This window comes from Pedobacter sp. CFBP9032 (assembly GCF_034045265.1).
Classification (GTDB): Bacteria; Bacteroidota; Bacteroidia; order Sphingobacteriales; family Sphingobacteriaceae; genus Pedobacter.
In genome coordinates, this window is the sequence record NZ_JAXCWE010000003.1 from 124,473 (window position 1) to 140,329 (window position 15,857).

The 15,857-nt window shown below is 41.6% G+C and carries 12 protein-coding genes; 3 read left to right on the forward strand and 9 right to left on the reverse strand.

All coding sequences use genetic code 11. The annotated features are described in order from the left end of the window. Window positions 1–6 precede the first annotated feature (6 nt). Complete coding sequence (locus tag SOM16_RS07180) at window positions 7–2,376, forward strand: GH92 family glycosyl hydrolase (protein ID WP_320463310.1); 2,370 nt, start codon at window positions 7–9, stop codon at window positions 2,374–2,376. A gap of 11 nt (window positions 2,377–2,387) precedes the next feature. After that, the gene (locus tag SOM16_RS07185; protein WP_320463311.1) at window positions 2,388–3,566 is read left to right on the forward strand and encodes a glycoside hydrolase family 76 protein; all 1,179 of its coding nucleotides are present in this window, start codon (window positions 2,388–2,390) and stop codon (window positions 3,564–3,566) included. 337 nt (window positions 3,567–3,903) lie between these two features. On the opposite strand, the gene SOM16_RS07190 is transcribed toward SOM16_RS07185, so the two are convergent. The 7 genes from SOM16_RS07190 to SOM16_RS07220 all read right to left on the reverse strand — a co-directional run bounded on the left by SOM16_RS07190 (window position 3,904) and on the right by SOM16_RS07220 (window position 12,339). Beyond that, window positions 3,904–4,797: a helix-turn-helix transcriptional regulator gene (locus SOM16_RS07190; RefSeq protein ID WP_320463312.1), complete on the reverse strand. Its 894-nt coding sequence runs from the start codon at window positions 4,795–4,797 to the stop codon at window positions 3,904–3,906. A 54-nt stretch (window positions 4,798–4,851) separates the two neighbouring features. After that, on the reverse strand, window positions 4,852–5,670 hold the full coding sequence (locus SOM16_RS07195) for an SDR family NAD(P)-dependent oxidoreductase (protein WP_320463313.1): 819 nt from the start codon (window positions 5,668–5,670) through the stop codon (window positions 4,852–4,854). 152 nt (window positions 5,671–5,822) lie between these two features. After that, entirely contained in the window at window positions 5,823–6,032 is a 210-nt protein-coding gene (locus tag SOM16_RS07200; RefSeq protein WP_320463314.1) for a hypothetical protein, read from the reverse strand. 29 nt (window positions 6,033–6,061) lie between these two features. Then, on the reverse strand, window positions 6,062–7,495 hold the full coding sequence (locus tag SOM16_RS07205) for a TolC family protein (protein ID WP_320463315.1): 1,434 nt from the start codon (window positions 7,493–7,495) through the stop codon (window positions 6,062–6,064). A gap of 4 nt (window positions 7,496–7,499) precedes the next feature. Further along, window positions 7,500–10,631: an efflux RND transporter permease subunit gene (locus tag SOM16_RS07210; RefSeq protein ID WP_320463316.1), complete on the reverse strand. Its 3,132-nt coding sequence runs from the start codon at window positions 10,629–10,631 to the stop codon at window positions 7,500–7,502. Window positions 10,632–10,693: 62 nt separating this feature from the next. Next, on the reverse strand, window positions 10,694–11,809 hold the full coding sequence (locus SOM16_RS07215) for an efflux RND transporter periplasmic adaptor subunit (protein WP_320463317.1): 1,116 nt from the start codon (window positions 11,807–11,809) through the stop codon (window positions 10,694–10,696). 128 nt (window positions 11,810–11,937) lie between these two features. Beyond that, window positions 11,938–12,339 (reverse strand): hypothetical protein, encoded by a 402-nt coding sequence (locus tag SOM16_RS07220; RefSeq protein WP_320463318.1) that lies wholly within the window; start codon window positions 12,337–12,339, stop codon window positions 11,938–11,940. 391 nt (window positions 12,340–12,730) lie between these two features. On the opposite strand from SOM16_RS07220, the gene SOM16_RS07225 reads away from it, so the two are divergent. Continuing rightward, the gene (locus SOM16_RS07225) at window positions 12,731–13,633 is read left to right on the forward strand and encodes an aldo/keto reductase (protein WP_320463319.1); all 903 of its coding nucleotides are present in this window, start codon (window positions 12,731–12,733) and stop codon (window positions 13,631–13,633) included. A gap of 239 nt (window positions 13,634–13,872) precedes the next feature. On the opposite strand, the gene SOM16_RS07230 is transcribed toward SOM16_RS07225, so the two are convergent. Next, complete coding sequence (locus tag SOM16_RS07230) at window positions 13,873–14,790, reverse strand: helix-turn-helix transcriptional regulator (RefSeq protein WP_320463320.1); 918 nt, start codon at window positions 14,788–14,790, stop codon at window positions 13,873–13,875. A 124-nt stretch (window positions 14,791–14,914) separates the two neighbouring features. Continuing rightward, a complete protein-coding gene (locus SOM16_RS07235; RefSeq protein ID WP_320463321.1) occupies window positions 14,915–15,811 on the reverse strand; it encodes an NAD(P)H-binding protein in 897 nt (298 codons plus the stop codon). Between the last annotated feature and the right edge of the window lie 46 nt (window positions 15,812–15,857).

Below are 15,857 nucleotides of genomic sequence, written 5' to 3' on the forward strand. Positions count from 1 at the left end.
CATTATATGCTAGTTAACCTTATGAAAACGGCCAATAAAACATTTCTTATTTTGATGCTCTCGCTCTTCGTGGTGCCGTGTGCTTTTGCGCAGGATCTCTTAAAGTTTGTCAACCCGAATATAGGCACTGCGCACAGCAGGTGGTTTTTTTATACCCCTGCCGCCGTGCCTTACGGGATGGCTAAACTGGCACCATCCACCAATGGAAGTTACGGAAACCGGCAGGGCTGGGAAGCAGTAGGTTACGATACAAGGCATAACTCTATTGAAGGTTTTGTGCATTTCCACGAATGGCAGGTAGGCGGCGTAAGTTTTATGCCAACAGCAGGTGACCTCAAAACAGTACCAGGTTTGCTAGACAAAGCTGGAAGTGGTTATCGGTCTGCTTTCGATCGTAAAAATGAAATTGCCCAGCCCGGCTATTATGCGGTATTGCTAGATGATTATAACATAAAGGCAGAACTTACCGCCACCAAAAGGGTAGGTTTCCACAGGTACACTTTTCCTAAAAATGATCACTCCAGAATTATGCTGTCCATTGGAAATGTTCAGGGAGAAAGCGGCCCGGTAACAGATGCCTCCATCAAAATGACAGATGATACGCATTTTGAAGGCTTTGTGATCACCTATCCAAAATATGTAAAAACTTATGATGAAGGCGGACGGGTAGCCATGTATTTTTATGGTGAGCTTAATAAAAAGCCAGCCAGCGTAGGTGCTTTCAATCGGGAAAAAACGAATGGCAATACGAAAGTAGCTTCAGGTATTGGAGCGGGATTATTCTTGGGTTATCAAACCAAAGAAAATGAAAGTGTAGAGATAAAAATAGGCTTATCCTATACTTCTGCGCAAAATGCCAAACTCAATTTACAGGCCGAAGCTACTGATTTAGATTTTGATGGTGCTAAAAAAGCTGCCCAACTGGAATGGCAGAACGAGCTGGGTAAAATGAAAGTTTCGGGTAAAAATCAGGCCGATCTGGTGAAATTTTACACCGGATTGTATCATGCCTTATTGGGTCGTGGAATTGCCAGCGACATCAATGGAAACTTTCCCAGGCATGATGGCACTATCGGACAACTGCCCAAAGATCAACATGGTAAATTCAGCTATAATTTTATGAATACCGATGCCATTTGGGGTGGTTTCTGGAACCTTACGCAACTATGGGCCTTGTCTTATCCTTCGCACTATAATGATTTCGTACACACACAACTGGAGATTTATAAAGAACGCGGTTGGTTTGGAGACGGAATAGCCAATAGCAATTTCGTGTCGGGAGTAGGAACCAATTTTGTAGGTCTTGCTATTGCCGGTGCCTATCAGGCTGGAATCAGGGATTATGATTTAAATTTAGCCTACAAAGCGGTACTGGGCAATGAATTGAATTATAAAAACAGGTTGGTAGGATCAGGAAAAACCGATACCAAAAGTTTTGTGCAGTACGGTTTTGTACCTTATTTGGATGTTGATAAAACGGATTCCACTGGTTCGCATTTTTCTGGCTCGCATACCATGGAATACAGTTACAGTGCTTTTGCAGCCGCTCAGCTCGCTAAACAAATGGGTAAAGCAGCAGATTATAAAAGGCTGATGGGTTTATCGAACGGTTGGCGGTCATTATTTGATGAGGAACTAAAACTGATCAGACCAAAAAACCAGAATGGAAAGTTTATCGAAAATTTTAACCCATTAGAAGCCTGGAGAGGTTTTCAGGAAGGCAATGCCACACAATATACCTTTTATGTTCCTCAGAATCCAAAAGGTTTAATTGCTGAAATAGGAACAAAAACTTTCAATGAACGGCTAAATAATATTTTCGAAACCTCGCAGAAAAATGCTTTCGGCGGAGGCAAAACGATCGATGCTTTTGCAGGGATTCAATCGCTTTACAACCATGGAAATCAGCCCAATCTGCACATCAGTTGGCTTTTTAACTATTCCTCTTCCCCGTGGTTAACACAAAAATGGACCAGGGCGATCTGTGATGAGTTTTATGGAACCGAAAGCATTCATGGTTACGGCTACGGTCAGGATGAAGACCAGGGCCAGTTAGGTTCCTGGTATGTAATGGCTTCCGTTGGCTTGTTTGATGTGAAAGGATTAACGGATGCCCGTCCAACTCTTCAAATTGGAAGTCCGGTTTTTGATCAGTCAGAAATTCGCCTGGGCAATGGGAAGAAACTCCTGATCAAAACCAGCAACAATTCAAAGCAAAACGTTTATGTACAATCTGCAACGTGGAACGGTAAGGTGCTGAATAATGCGTGGCTTTATCGGGATGAGTTGATGAAGGGTGGAACATTGACCTTAAAAATGGGTAATCAACCCAACCAAAACTGGGGCGTAAAATTGCCGCCGCCATCAGCACAATAAATAGATTCATTATGAAATATTTCTTTTTTATCATCTGCTTACTCTTCTGTTTTAATGGGCTCTGCCAGGAAGTAAAGTACAATGAACTGTATAAAGATAGGGCCGGTGCCATGTTCCAAAAAATATGGCTGCATTACCAGGTGCAAAAATACCCTGGCCTGTTTAGTGAGAATTATCCTTCGGGAAATAAGGTCTCACTGGATTACTTTCAGGGTGTTAATGTAGATGCCAAAGCGGTTAGTTTTCTGTGGCCGTTTTCGGGGATGTTCTCCGCGGCGAATGTATTGGTGCGATTTCCGGATTTAAAGGCTAAGTACAATCAATACCTCGATACACTAACCACCGGCGTTTGGGCATACCGCGACACAACCCGGACACCAGTTGGTTACCAGGCTTATCCGGCAATGCTAGAGAAATCAGACCGTTATTATGATGATAACGCGCTGGTTTGCATTGATTATCTGGAAGCTTATTTAAATACGAAAGATCAAAAATATATCAGCAAAGCAAAGGAGGTTTTTGATTTTATATTAAGTGGTTGGGATGAGCAGTTGGGCGGTGGGGTATATTGGCTGGAAGGTCACAAAGACCAAAAGCCAGCATGCAGCAATGGAATGTCTACGCTGGCTGCATTGAAACTGTATCAATGTACAAAGGATACCCTTTACCTTGACTGGGGCAAAAAGTTCTATAACTGGATGCACAATACGCTTCGAAATCCTGATGGAATCTATTACAATGACGTTAAAATGAATGGGAAGCCCAATGAGGTTTATTATACTTACAATACAGGGTCGATGCTGGAAGCTTCCGTACTGCTTTATCAATTCACTAAAGAATCAAAGTATTTAAAGGAAGCCGAACTCGTGGCTGCAAATTCATATCGTTTCTTCTCCAATAAAAATAAAAGCCAGGACAGGTACCTCAATATTGATCTTCCCTGGTTTGTTACGGTTTTATTCCGAGGTTATGAGGCACTTTATCACCTTAATCAAAATCCTGTTTACATCAATGCCGTAGCAGCAGATTTAGATAAGGCATGGGGAAAATCAGCTGATCAGTATGGCTTTTTAACTGCAAAATGGGCAACCGATGAAGCGTCAAAAAAGAAACCCAAATGGCTGCTCGATCAGGCTTGTATCGCAGAGCTGTACGCCAGAATGAGTTTGTTAAATATCAAGAGTAAATAGTATACTTTTAGCAGTTTATATTGAAATATTATAAGGGAACTATTGAAGAAGGGGTATGGTTATAAGACATAAGTGATTTTCAAGGAAATGTGAATGAAGCTGTTGAAGCATGAAGCAGTGTCATGAAAAATGCCTTCAATTTACTACTTCGTTGAAAAAAGTAGCTGTTGCTTTCTCAGAAGCATTTGGTTGTAGGAGAGGTGTAAGTTTCATATCACTATACACTGCTAAATGCGTAGGAATGCTATTGAAAATATCCAATAGAAAATCTCCTTCGTGGTATTATGATTAGCTTAACAATCGCCTCTTAAATAGTTGGTAAAGCGCTAATAAGCTTTTAATTTAAAAATTGGTCTCTGAAATAATGGGGCGAAACTCCGGCTTCCTTTTTAAATAGCCTGGAAAAATAACTTGGATGCTCGAATCCCAGTGAATGAGATATCTCCGAAATATTCATGTGCCCCTCTTTTAATAAGTGTTTTGCCTCATTCACAATATAGAGGTGTATCAATTCCAGAGCCGTTTTTCCTGTTTCCTGTTTAAGTACATCACTCAAGTAGCGGGACGAAAAATTAAATTTTTCTGCCATAAAAGTTACTGTAGGAAGACCGGATTCCTGGGCCTTTTTCGTCTTGAAATAAGATTGGAGCAGCTCATTAAACTTAGTCGCGGAAGAACCTGTTAGTTCTATACGGTTATTAAATTGCCGTCGGTAAAAACGTTGTGCATACTTAAGTAGCGTATCCAAATGACTAATCAAAATCGTTCTTGTTAAATCATCAGTATTATTGCGGTATTCCTTATTCATTACCGTAACCAGGTTCCAGATCATCTCTTCCTCACTGGGTGATAAGTGTAAGGCCTCATTGGTCTCGTAGTCGAAATAACCATACTTTTTAATTTCATGATGTAGCGCAGCACCCGCCAGGAAATCTTCATGGATTAATATTAGAAAGCATTCATCCTTTAACTTGATATTTTTGAAAGTAATGGTCTGCCGTGGTTTAATGAACAATAACTTACCCTGATCATGGTCAAACTTTGTTTTCCCATGCTTAATATTTCCTGATTCCAGATTCTGGAAAGAAACAATATAAAAGTTAGACGAGAATTCTATGTCGTCACCTCCGCACTCTTCTTTGTTACCAAAAGAAATGCTGAACAGCGGGTGTTCCGGTGCTTTGATACTGATGGCCTTGCAGAAATCGCTTATTTTATCGAAGTGGATCATACTTTGAGTTAAAAAAACAGTATCCGTATAAACAGATACTGCTAATATACAATCTTAATTCCCTTGGGCAGCAACAGAAACCTCTTGCCATTCTTCCCAGGTTTTCATGCGCTGGTCATAAACATTTTTGATCCAATGGATACCAACTCTGCCCAGGATAAGCCTTAACGGCGGATTTTCGGCATCTACCAGTTTCAGTACGGCCTGCGCAGTTGCCTCGGGCACTCCCCAGTCTTCTGCTTTATTACCAGCAGCAAGTTGATCTCTTACGTTATCATAAAAAGCTAAAGGTTTGCTTTGCATTCCAGAGTTTGTAGCAAATTCAGTCATGAAACCATTGGGTTCCAAAATACTAACCTTAATACCAAAGCCCCCAACTTCTGCGGCCAAGGCTTCGCTAATACCTTCAACAGCAAACTTAGAAGCACTGTATAACCCCAAAGTAGGGAAGGCCAGTAAGCCTAATGCGCTCGACACCTGAATGATATGCCCTGATTTCTGCAAGCGCATCAATGGGATAACTGCCTGGGTTATCCATAATAGACCATAAACATTGGTTTCAAATTGTGTACGTATTTCCTGCTCATCTAACTCTTCTATTGCACCAGTATGCCCATAGCCTGCATTATTAATTAATACATCGATAGCACCAAAATGCTCATTAGCTTTTGCAACAGCCTCAAAGCAGGCAGCCTTATCGGTAACATCTAGTTTTAAGGCTAGCAGTGTTGAGGCGTATTGATTTGAAAGTTCTTTTAAAGCATCCGGGTTTCTTACTGCAACCACTACCTGGTCGCCACGCTTAAGAAATGCTTCTGCCCATATACGGCCTAAACCGCGGGATGCCCCTGTAATAAAAATTGTTTTTGCCATTGTTATCTGTTTATATGATGTGAAAACTTAGGTCAAATTTCAGCTAATAAACTGGTCACAAGTAATACAAAAGTGGGGAATGATAGAACGATTTTACGGATCTTGAAGCAAATCTTCAACTTATTAAATTGTCCATGATAATTGTTTAATAATCAAAAAAGCGCCATTGCCGTATAAAGAATCACAATTTGGCCATCATCTTCCAGTTCATCAAGCAAAGCTTTTGTAAACAGCATGGTTCCGGTTGTATTTGTTGCAAGCGTAGCCTTCAGCAAACTTGCTTCTGGAATTTGAAGCTTAAAGCTATAGCCAATTGAATGTTGAACAGCAAAACAGGAATAAAGAAAAGGGGCGACGATCACTTCGCCCCAGTCCTAGACACAATAAACAATTACCCTCCAACTGACCGGTAAAGTCCGATCAGGCTATTGTAGGAGGATTTCTTCAAGTCGACCTGTTCCATTTCGGCCTGCAGTACGCTGGCCTGGGCAATGATGACTTCGAGATAGCTGGCGTAACCGGCCAGATAAAGTTCGTTTGCGGTGGATACTGCATTTTGCAATTCCGCTACCTCGGTAGATTTTACCTGATAGGCTTTTTTGAAATTCTCAATCGCCATTAATTGGCCTGATACTTCCTGGTAGCCTTTGATGATTGCTTTTTGATACTGATTAAAGGAAGTAAGTTGTGCAGCATTTGCAACCTTATTGGATGTTTTTAATGCAGCCCTGTTCAATACTGGTGCGGTTAGTCCGCCCAGAAAACCTGCTGCCAGAGATCCCGGAGAGAAAATCAGTGGCAGTTTGAACGCGTTGTATCCAGCATAGGCATCCAGGGTAAGCGATGGAAGGAAAGCGCGACGGGCGGCTGATACATCTGCCTTTGCTGCAATGAGTTCCAGTTCTGCTTGTCTGATATCAGGTCGGGCCAAAATCACAGTGGATGGGATTCCGGCGTAAATGCTATCTGGAAGCGATTTGACGATCAACGTACTGTCTCTGTTAATTTTGCCCCGAAACCGGCCAAGCAGCATGTTAAGCTGGTTCTCGATATCATAAATGGATTGTTTAATCTGGTACTGGCTGCCTTTGGTAGCCAGTAACTGCGCTTTGAATTGACTCACTGCCAGGGCAGTGGCTCTTCCGCCTGCCATTTGTGCCTCCACTACTTCCAGCCCCTTATTTTGCAGGGAGATGTTGCGCTTCAATATTTCTGACTTCTTATCTAAAGCGGCAAGTTCATAATAGAGTGATGCTACTTGAGAAACCAGCTGCGTCTGGTACCATTTCAGTCCTTCGCTGCTGGCCAGGTATCGGTTATAAGCTGCGGCTTTTCTTTTTGATAGTTTTCCCCAGATGTCAATTTCCCAGGAACTGCGAAAGCCAGCAAAATAATCCGGAGTTGGGCTGGGTATCAATTGATCTTTATCCAGGTTTCCAGAAAAATTGGTATCATAGTTTCCAACGCCATTCATCGTATACTTCCCGAACCGATCCAGACCTGCTGACACGTTTGCATTAAGAGTAGGCAACAGTCTGGCTTTAGCGAGCTTGAGATTTGCCCCGGCCACAATGACCCGTTGTACGCCTGAGCGCAGGTCATAGTTATTTTTTAATGCAGAATCGATTAACGCCGATAAATCTTTTCCTGTAAATATCGCTTTCCAGCTGAGTGCTTCCACTGGCGTTGTGGTTACGCTGTTAAAAGTGTCTGGAATTTTCTTTAATGGATTTACGCTGCTTTCCTTCATAGAACGGCATGAACTTACGGAAAGCAGAAAAATACAAACGCCTGTTAGCAGATATATGGTTTTGATTTTTTTCATGATTTTAAGTCTTGCTGATATTGATTACTTTTCTTTTATTTTTACCCATGCTGGCGAATATGGCGTATAGGCCTGGAATGAGGATGACACCAAATAGCGTCCCGATGAGCATGCCGCCAACTGCAGTCATTCCGATGGACCGGTTACCTATCGCGCCTGCCCCGGATGCAATGCACAGCGGAATCAGTCCGGCTACGAAGGCAAACGAGGTCATTAGTATAGGTCTTAACCTGGAGATAGCGCCAGCTTTTGCTGCCCTTCTAACCGTCAAGCCGGATTTTCTTTTCTGCTCTGCGAATTCGATGATGAGGATGGCATTTTTTCCCAGTAAGCCGATGAGCATAACCAGGGCTACCTGAGCGTAAATGTTATTTTCCAAACCTGCAAACTTCAACGTGAAAAATGCACCGGCAATTCCGGCGGGTAGCGACAGCAATACAGGTAGGGGCAGTAAAAAACTTTCATACTGCGCTGCAAGCAGCAGGTATACAAATACCAGACAGATGGCGAAGATATATAAGGCCTGATTACCCGAAAGAATCTGTTCTCTGGTCATACCTGACCATTCGATGCTGAAGCCTCTGGGTAACTTTTCTTTAGCCGTCTGCTCTACCGCTGCGATGGCATCGCTGCTGCTAAATGCTTTGGATGCATCGCCATTAATCATTGCCGACGGGTACATATTGTATCGATTGATTTGTTCGGGGCCATAAACACGTTCCAGGGACACAAAAGCCGAATAGGGAATCATCTCTCCGCGGTTGTTTTTAACGTAGAGTTTTAGCAAGTCGTCCGGTTTTCCCCTGTATTCGGGGTAGGCCTGCAACATCACCTTATACATCTGCCCGAACCTGATGAAATTGGTTGCATAATAACTTCCAATTAAAGTTTGCAGGTTGCTCAAGGCATTATCAATTGTAATTCCCTTCTGGGCAGCAATATCCTGGTCCACATGGATGAGGTATTGCGGGAAGTTAGGGTCGAAACTGGTAAACGCACCAGCAATGGTTTCATTTCTCCTGAGTTCAGATAGGAACTCATTGGTCACATTGGCCGTTTTTTGCAAATCTTCACTTTTGTTTTTGTCGAGCAGACGCAATTCAAAACCACTCGCATTTCCAAACCCTGGAACGGTAGGTGGGGAGAAAAATTCGATGGAAGCATCACTTATGCCTCTGGTTTGCGCCTTCAACTGCTGAATAATTTCATCTACACTTTGCTCCCGGTTATCCCACGAAGCCAGATTAATCATGCCCATTCCATAGGATGCGCCGGTGATATCACTCATCAAGCTATAACCTGCCAGCATGCTGACGTTTTCTACAGATTTGAAATTTCGGGTTACCTGCTCCACGGCATCGAGTACTTTTTCAGTCCTTTCTACTGTTGATCCTGGTGGGGTGGTAACGTTAACGTAAATCATTCCCTGGTCTTCCGTTGGAATAAATCCCGAAGGCAATACTACACTTCCCATCCAGGTGAGTAGAATAAAGCCGAGTAATATTGCCAGGGTTACTGGCTTGCGCCGGATGACGAAACCAGCAATCTTTCCGAATTTTCTTTCTGTTGCATCATAGCGCTTATTGAATCCTCCAAAAAATCTGTTCAATAACCCTGTCTTCTTCGTGTCGGAATGTTTTAACATCAGCGCACAAAGTGCCGGGGTGAGCGTTAGCGCATTAATTCCTGAGATGACAATTGATATTGCTAAAGTAAGAGAGAATTGCCTGTAGAATACACCCACGGGCCCGGAAAGGAAGGCAACAGGAACAAATACTGCAGACATTACCAGTGTAATGGCGATGATTGCGCCGCTGATTTCTTTCATGGCCGCAATGGTAGCTTCCATTGGGGGCAAATGGGTTTCCGCCATTTTTACGTGAACGGCTTCCACTACAACGATCGCATTATCAACCACTATCCCAATCGCCAGAACTAAGGCGAAAAGGGTGAGGATATTGATGGAAAAACCCATAATCAGTAAAAATGCGAGCGTGCTGATCAAGGCAACGGGCACCGCCAGTGCGGGGATAAGTGTACTTCTGAAATCCTGAAGAAATAGAAACACGACAATAAAAACCAGGATAAAGGCCTCAACAAGGGTTCGCAATACTTCGTGGATACTCGCATCCAGGAAACGGGAAACATCGTATGCATAATTGTAGTCCATTCCTGGGGGAAAGGAGGAGGCCTTTAGTTCCTTCATTTTTGATTTGATGTTGTCAATAACATCACTCGCATTTGATCCCGGGCGTTGCTTGATCATGATGGAAGCAGAGGGTTTACCGTCTGTCTTGGAAACCATATCGTAGCTTACGGTGCCAAATTCAATATCAGCAATGTCTTTCAGCCTGATGAGTGCACCGTTTCGATCGGCTTTCAATACCAGGTTTTCGTATTCAGACTTGCTGTTAAACTTGCCGGTATATTTTAAAACATACTGCTTAACCTCATTTCCTTTTCCTGAATTTTCTCCTGCCACACCTGGGGCAGCTTCTATATTTTGTTTCCTCATGGCTTCGATCAGCTCTTCTGTCGAGATATCATAAGACAACATCCTGTCTGGCTTTAGCCAGACCCGCATGGAATAGTCTCTAGCGCCCATGATTTCCACAAATCCAACGCCGTCGATGCGCTTAAGTTCCTGAAGCACATTGATGTCGGCAAAATTATAGATGAATTCTTCATTCATCTCTTTATCTGTGCTGGTAACATTGAGATAAAGCAACATGCTGTTCACTTCTTTCTCGGTAGTAACGCCGGCTTTGATCACCTCTTCGGGAAGTTCATCCAATACCGTTGTTACCCTGTTTTGCACATTAACTGCAGCCTGGTCGGGGTCGGTTCCAACATTGAAGAATACCTGTACAAGCGTAACGCCATTGTTGCTGCTCACCGAGTTCATGTAAGTCATTCCGGGTACGCCATTAATTGCCCGCTCTAAAGGGGTGGCTACTGCCTTTGCGCAGACTTCTGCATTGGCACCATTGTAACTCGCGGTAACCACTACCGAAGGAGGTACGATATCAGGAAACTGGGTTATCGGGAGCCGGAAAAGTGCGAGCACCCCAAGTAAGATCAATATAAGGGAGATAACCAGTGATAGCACTGGCCTTCTGATAAATGTTTCTACCATTATTAAAAAATGCGATAGCACACCTGTTCGTAAACACGCGGCTTCTGGTAAACGAATAAGATTTATTTTTTAGCCAATTGTGCTTTTTGGGTGTAGACTGGTTTGATCACCACGCCATCCCGGATGTTCTGAATGCCTTCGTATACGATGGTCTCTCCACTTGACAATCCAGCGCCTAAAACATAGTAAGTATTTAAGGACATGGTCGGCGTAAAGCTTTTCATCCTGACGGTATTATTTTGATTAACCACAAATACATAGCTTTTATCCTGAATTTCGAATACTGCCTTCTGTGGGATTAATATGCTGTTCAGGAGTTCAGAACGCAGCCTTACTTTGCCTGAAGCGCCATGTTTCAAAATTTGGTTACTATTTGGGAAAATGGCCCTGAATGCAATAGATCCTGTATTGTCTGAAAATGCACTTTCGTGCGTTTCGATTTTTCCTGCAGCAGGATAGATGGTGCCGTCGGATAAGATCAGTTTGACCTGTGCATTCTGTTCGAATTTGCCTTTTTTACTGCGGGCAAACTGCAGGTACTCGTTCTCCGAAATATCAAAGTATGCATACATTTGACTGTTATTGGAAATATTAGTCAACAGGCTGCCTTCGTTTACCAGACTTCCGGCTTTAAAAGGAATGCGATCAATTACGCCATTAAAAGGAGCTCTGATCTGCGTATAGGAAAGTTTCTGGTTGGCCTCTGCAATCATGGCTTTGGCCAGCTTAATCTTGGCCTGGCTATCAGAAAGCCTGGCTTCTCCAAGAGACTGTTCCGAGGCGGAGATTACTTTTTTTCCGACAAGTGTCTTGATGCGTTCCAGTTCAACTTCGGCAATACTCGCACTTGATTGTGCACTTGCCAGCGATGCCTTACCCTTATCAATGGCAATTTTATATTCCTGGCTGCTTAATACAAATAGTACTTGCCCTTTTTTTACTATTTGGCCTTCATCCACTAGTATCCGGTCAATAAATCCATTTACACGGGAGCGTATTTCCACGTTTTTAATTGCCTGTAGGTCTGCTACGTAATCAGAGGTGATAGAGGTATCCTGAGCTGATAATTTAATAACAGGTATTTCAGCAATATCATTGTCTTTTGTGTTGGTTTTACCACTCGTACAAGCATGCAATGCTGCAGCAAGGATTGGTATGGCCATCCATTTCTTTTTCATTTAAAAACTTTTTATTTACAAACTTTGGGTTTGACTGGATCTATCATCCGGTCAGGGAAATCTTAAAAAAGAGTCGCCAGCAACATGATTTTTAATGCGTTGCGCTGGTAACTAGCTGGCTCAAGAAGTTAGAAATAAGTAAGTCTGTGAAGAAAAGAATGTTGCTGGGAATAAAAATATGGAGACTGATAGGATATCTGCAGGTCATTAAATGAATAACGACTTTGCACAATATGCGCTTCAACGGGTTCGATATTAATGGTTGAATCTACAATCCTTTGAAATTTCTTACGATATTTAGGTTGTTTGATGTCAAACTCCGAAAAGCTCAGGCTTTGTTCACCACCTAATAATAATGTCAGTTTTTTCTGACTGGTTTTAATATTTTCTAGGGGTGCTAAACCAATTTGCTGAGGAATATCACGATGGTTTTCGGTATTTAAGGAAAGGTAGATTAATAATAACCCAAATAACACACTCACTAAGCAGTGAATAGCATATCTTATTGGATAATTTTTAGTTTCTTTCATTCAGTAATATCGGGATAATTGCAAATATATCGCCTTAGTAGTTTTTTCTGGCATTTTTGATGTAACAGAATTGAAACAGCGGCTGTCGATCTGATTTTTTCGAGGGAATATCATACTTCATAAGGCTGTAAAAGACGGTATTTCTGGTTTAGAATGCTGAAAGATTGTTGGTTTTGCTAGTGCCGCTGGTCAGGTCAATTTTTCGGGACGTAGAAAGTGCTGTGTTTTTGTTGCTATTCCAACACGGGTTGTGGCCGGGTTGGGGGGTCACTAGTATTTGAGCGTTCAGGTGAGGTCATTCCATACTTAGCAGTAGTGCACGCCCATAAAGATGATGCGGCTACAACTAAAGTGGATTGAGCTACAAACCGGGCTTGATTTATTTTGAAATTTGAAACCTAAGAAAATAATGATAGAAATGAATAAGACAATAACAATAGGCGCACAAACGGATCATCCACTTACAGTAAGCAGGCTTGGTTACGGTACCATGCGTTTACCCGGAGATCAGGTGTGGGGTGAACCTAAAAACAGGGAAGAAGCTTTAGAAATTCTTAGAACTGCTATAGCAAATGGTGTTAATTTTTTGGATACCGCAGACTTTTATGGCGATGATATAACCAACAAGCTTATTGCTGATGCATTGCTTCCTTATCATGAGCATCTGGTCATTTGCACCAAGGTAGGAGTAGGTCGGAATCCTGATAAAAGCTGGAAAGTATTTGATGCTCCTGAAGATTTGAGAACAAGTATCAACAGGAACTTGAAAACGCTAAAGCTGGAGCAAATTCAATTGGTCCATTTCAGGGTGATGCCAAATAGTAACACCCCGTTTGAGGAGGCGTTGGAAACTATGTTTGAAATGCAAAAGGAAGGAAAAATTTTGCATATCGGATTAAGTAACGTAAATCCAGAGGAATTAACGAAAGGACTTTCTATGGGGGCTATTGCCAGTGTAGAAAATCCTTTTGGGTATGGCCAGCGCAGCAGCTTTGAATTTCATGGTCAGCAAAATCGTGGACTGGAAGAAGTAATGCCATTGTGCATTGCTAACAATATCACGATGATTCCATTTTGGTCTTTGCAAAATTCTTTGCCCAAAAATGATGATAAGATTGCAGCTGTGGCAAAAAAATATGGCGTTAGTTCTGCTCAGATAAATATTGCGTGGCTGCTTCATTTCCACGAATCTTTATTACCTATTCCTGGTACTTCCCAACTCACACATCTAAAAGAGAATATGGCAGCTATAGATATTCGTTTAAGTGATGAAGATATGAGCTTTTTAGGTTAAATTTTTTAAAATACCAGCTGGTGAAGTGGCCTTAAAAAGTTAATGACTGATTAAGGCCACTTCTTTACGTAAGGTATTTAAAAACGTTGATTTCGACTCGCATTTCTTATGTCTCTAGTATTCTGGATGCTTAATAAGAGTACTATAATTTGCTTAGGGAGCAAAACTTCATATTTGCCCGAACAATACAGGTAAGTTTTAACCTAATAGGTGATTACCGCATATCTTGAAAGACCTATTTAATTAAATGAAACGCGGAACTCAAGAGGCGACACTTTGGTTTTTGTTTTGAAAAATTTATTGAACGACTGTGAGTGTTCAAATCCCAATGCGTAAGCAATCTCTGAAACAGAATGGTTTGTGGTAGAAAGCTTTGCTTTGGCTATCTCTATAATTTTGTTTTGGATATGTTGCTGTGCACTCTGACCTGTCAGGGTTTTTAGCATACTGCTCATATAGCCCGGGGAAATATTTAAACGTTCTGCTATTGAAGCTACTGATGGCAGACCTTTGCCTGCTACCTCGTTAGTAAAATAAGCGTCTAGTAGCACTTCTAAGCTTTCGAGAATTTTGTGGTTGGTAATCCTCCTGGTGATGAATTGTCTTTGATAAAATCTCTCTGCATAATTAAGCAGTGTTTCGGTTTGTGAAATGATGATGTTCTGGCTGTATTTATCAATATTGGCATGATATTCTTGTTGGATGTTCCCAATCAGGTTGATAATCGTGACTTCTTCTTTTTCGGATAGGAACAATGCTTCATGCATCGCATAATTAAAATATTCATATTTCTTTATGGTTTTGGCAAGGGGGGTATTCCATAAAAAATCAGGATGGATCAATAAAATCCATCCATCATGATCTATTCTGTTGCGTTCTTCTTTCTCGACCCTTAAAACCTGATTAGGTGCCATGAAAAACATTAAACCTTCATCAAAATCAAATGACTCTTGCCCATAAATTAATTTTACACCTAAATCCCGTTTAATGGCAATTGAATAGTAGTCCAGAATGATGCTTTGGCCACTATCTACCAGGCTATGATTGATAAGTTTATAATCAATCACACTAATTAAAGGGTGTTCCGGCTTTGGTAAACACCAAAGTTTATGAAAGTCATTTATCGTCTTTAAACGGATGGGTGTTTTTTTTTCCATGGTGAAGTATTATCTTGTTCTCACAAAAGTCATCCGGATGATGTCTGCTCATTCAACAAATGAAGATAGTCATTCAAAATCCGGAAGACCTACTTTTCGGCTTGAAATTTTTTACCTGGCTTGCTTAATTTGAAAAGGCGGTCGCAAATTCCTTTGCAAAGTCTTCAATTTTTTGCTTTCCAAAGGTAATTTCTTCTTTGTGTTTAATCAGGTCCTGATACAATGTACCAGTCATCTTTGCCTCATTTAATTGCACAAAACCACTGGCAGCTTGTGGACTGAATCCCATACTTTTAAAGGCCTCCTCTAAAGTTTCGTGTGAAATGGTCACCCATTTAATCTCCTGTCCGATAGCTTTTCCTAAAACAGCTAGAAGTTTATCACTGCTCACTTCATCACTGATGATATAACGTACCTTTCTGCCATTGTAAACTGCACAAAGTTCTTCCGCAGCCGCTTCGGCAATATCGAGTGGAGAAGCCCAGGGTTCTGGCTCGTTGGCGTAATAGCTGGTAATAATCGCATTTTGCTGTTTTATCGAAGGAATAAAGGCTAAAAGGTTACTGTAGAACGACATCGGGCGGAGGGTAGTTATTGCCACGGATTCCGGAAGTTTTTTAAGCGCCTGCTCTGCATAATAATGGAAGGCCAGCATGCCCGTTCCCTCATCAGAATGACCGCCAATGCTACTCAAATGCACAATTTTTTCTACACCTGAGTTTATAACCGCAAGAGCATATTTTTCGCAGATTTTTTCATAATGCTTCAAAAAGTCAATATTAGGATCAAACATATCAACTGTAGGTTCCATCAAATAAACCGCATCCGCTCCAGTGAAAGTGGATATTAAAAAGTTGATACTTTCAATACTACCAATAGCCGCGGTTGCGCCTAATTGCTCAATTTCTGCTTTTTTATCTGTATTCCTGCTAATTACGGTTACATCGTGTCCTTTATCAATTAAATTAATTACCAAAGGCTTGCTTATCGGACCAAGTGATCCTGTTAAGATTATTTTCATTTTTTTAAGATTTGATACAAAGTAAAGGAACACTAAACGCTGCATT

Coding starts and splice junctions, on each gene's coding strand:
- SOM16_RS07180 (WP_320463310.1), top strand. CDS start 7: ATGCTAGTTAACCTTATGAAAACGGCCAATAAAACATTTCTTATTTTG.
- SOM16_RS07190 (WP_320463312.1), bottom strand. CDS start 4,797: ATGATCCACTTCGATAAAATAAGCGATTTCTGCAAGGCCATCAGTATC.
- SOM16_RS07195 (WP_320463313.1), bottom strand. CDS start 5,670: ATGGCAAAAACAATTTTTATTACAGGGGCATCCCGCGGTTTAGGCCGT.
- SOM16_RS07185 (WP_320463311.1), top strand. CDS start 2,388: ATGAAATATTTCTTTTTTATCATCTGCTTACTCTTCTGTTTTAATGGG.
- SOM16_RS07220 (WP_320463318.1), bottom strand. CDS start 12,339: ATGAAAGAAACTAAAAATTATCCAATAAGATATGCTATTCACTGCTTA.
- SOM16_RS07230 (WP_320463320.1), bottom strand. CDS start 14,790: ATGGAAAAAAAAACACCCATCCGTTTAAAGACGATAAATGACTTTCAT.
- SOM16_RS07210 (WP_320463316.1), bottom strand. CDS start 10,631: ATGGTAGAAACATTTATCAGAAGGCCAGTGCTATCACTGGTTATCTCC.
- SOM16_RS07215 (WP_320463317.1), bottom strand. CDS start 11,809: ATGAAAAAGAAATGGATGGCCATACCAATCCTTGCTGCAGCATTGCAT.
- SOM16_RS07205 (WP_320463315.1), bottom strand. CDS start 7,495: ATGAAAAAAATCAAAACCATATATCTGCTAACAGGCGTTTGTATTTTT.
- SOM16_RS07235 (WP_320463321.1), bottom strand. CDS start 15,811: ATGAAAATAATCTTAACAGGATCACTTGGTCCGATAAGCAAGCCTTTG.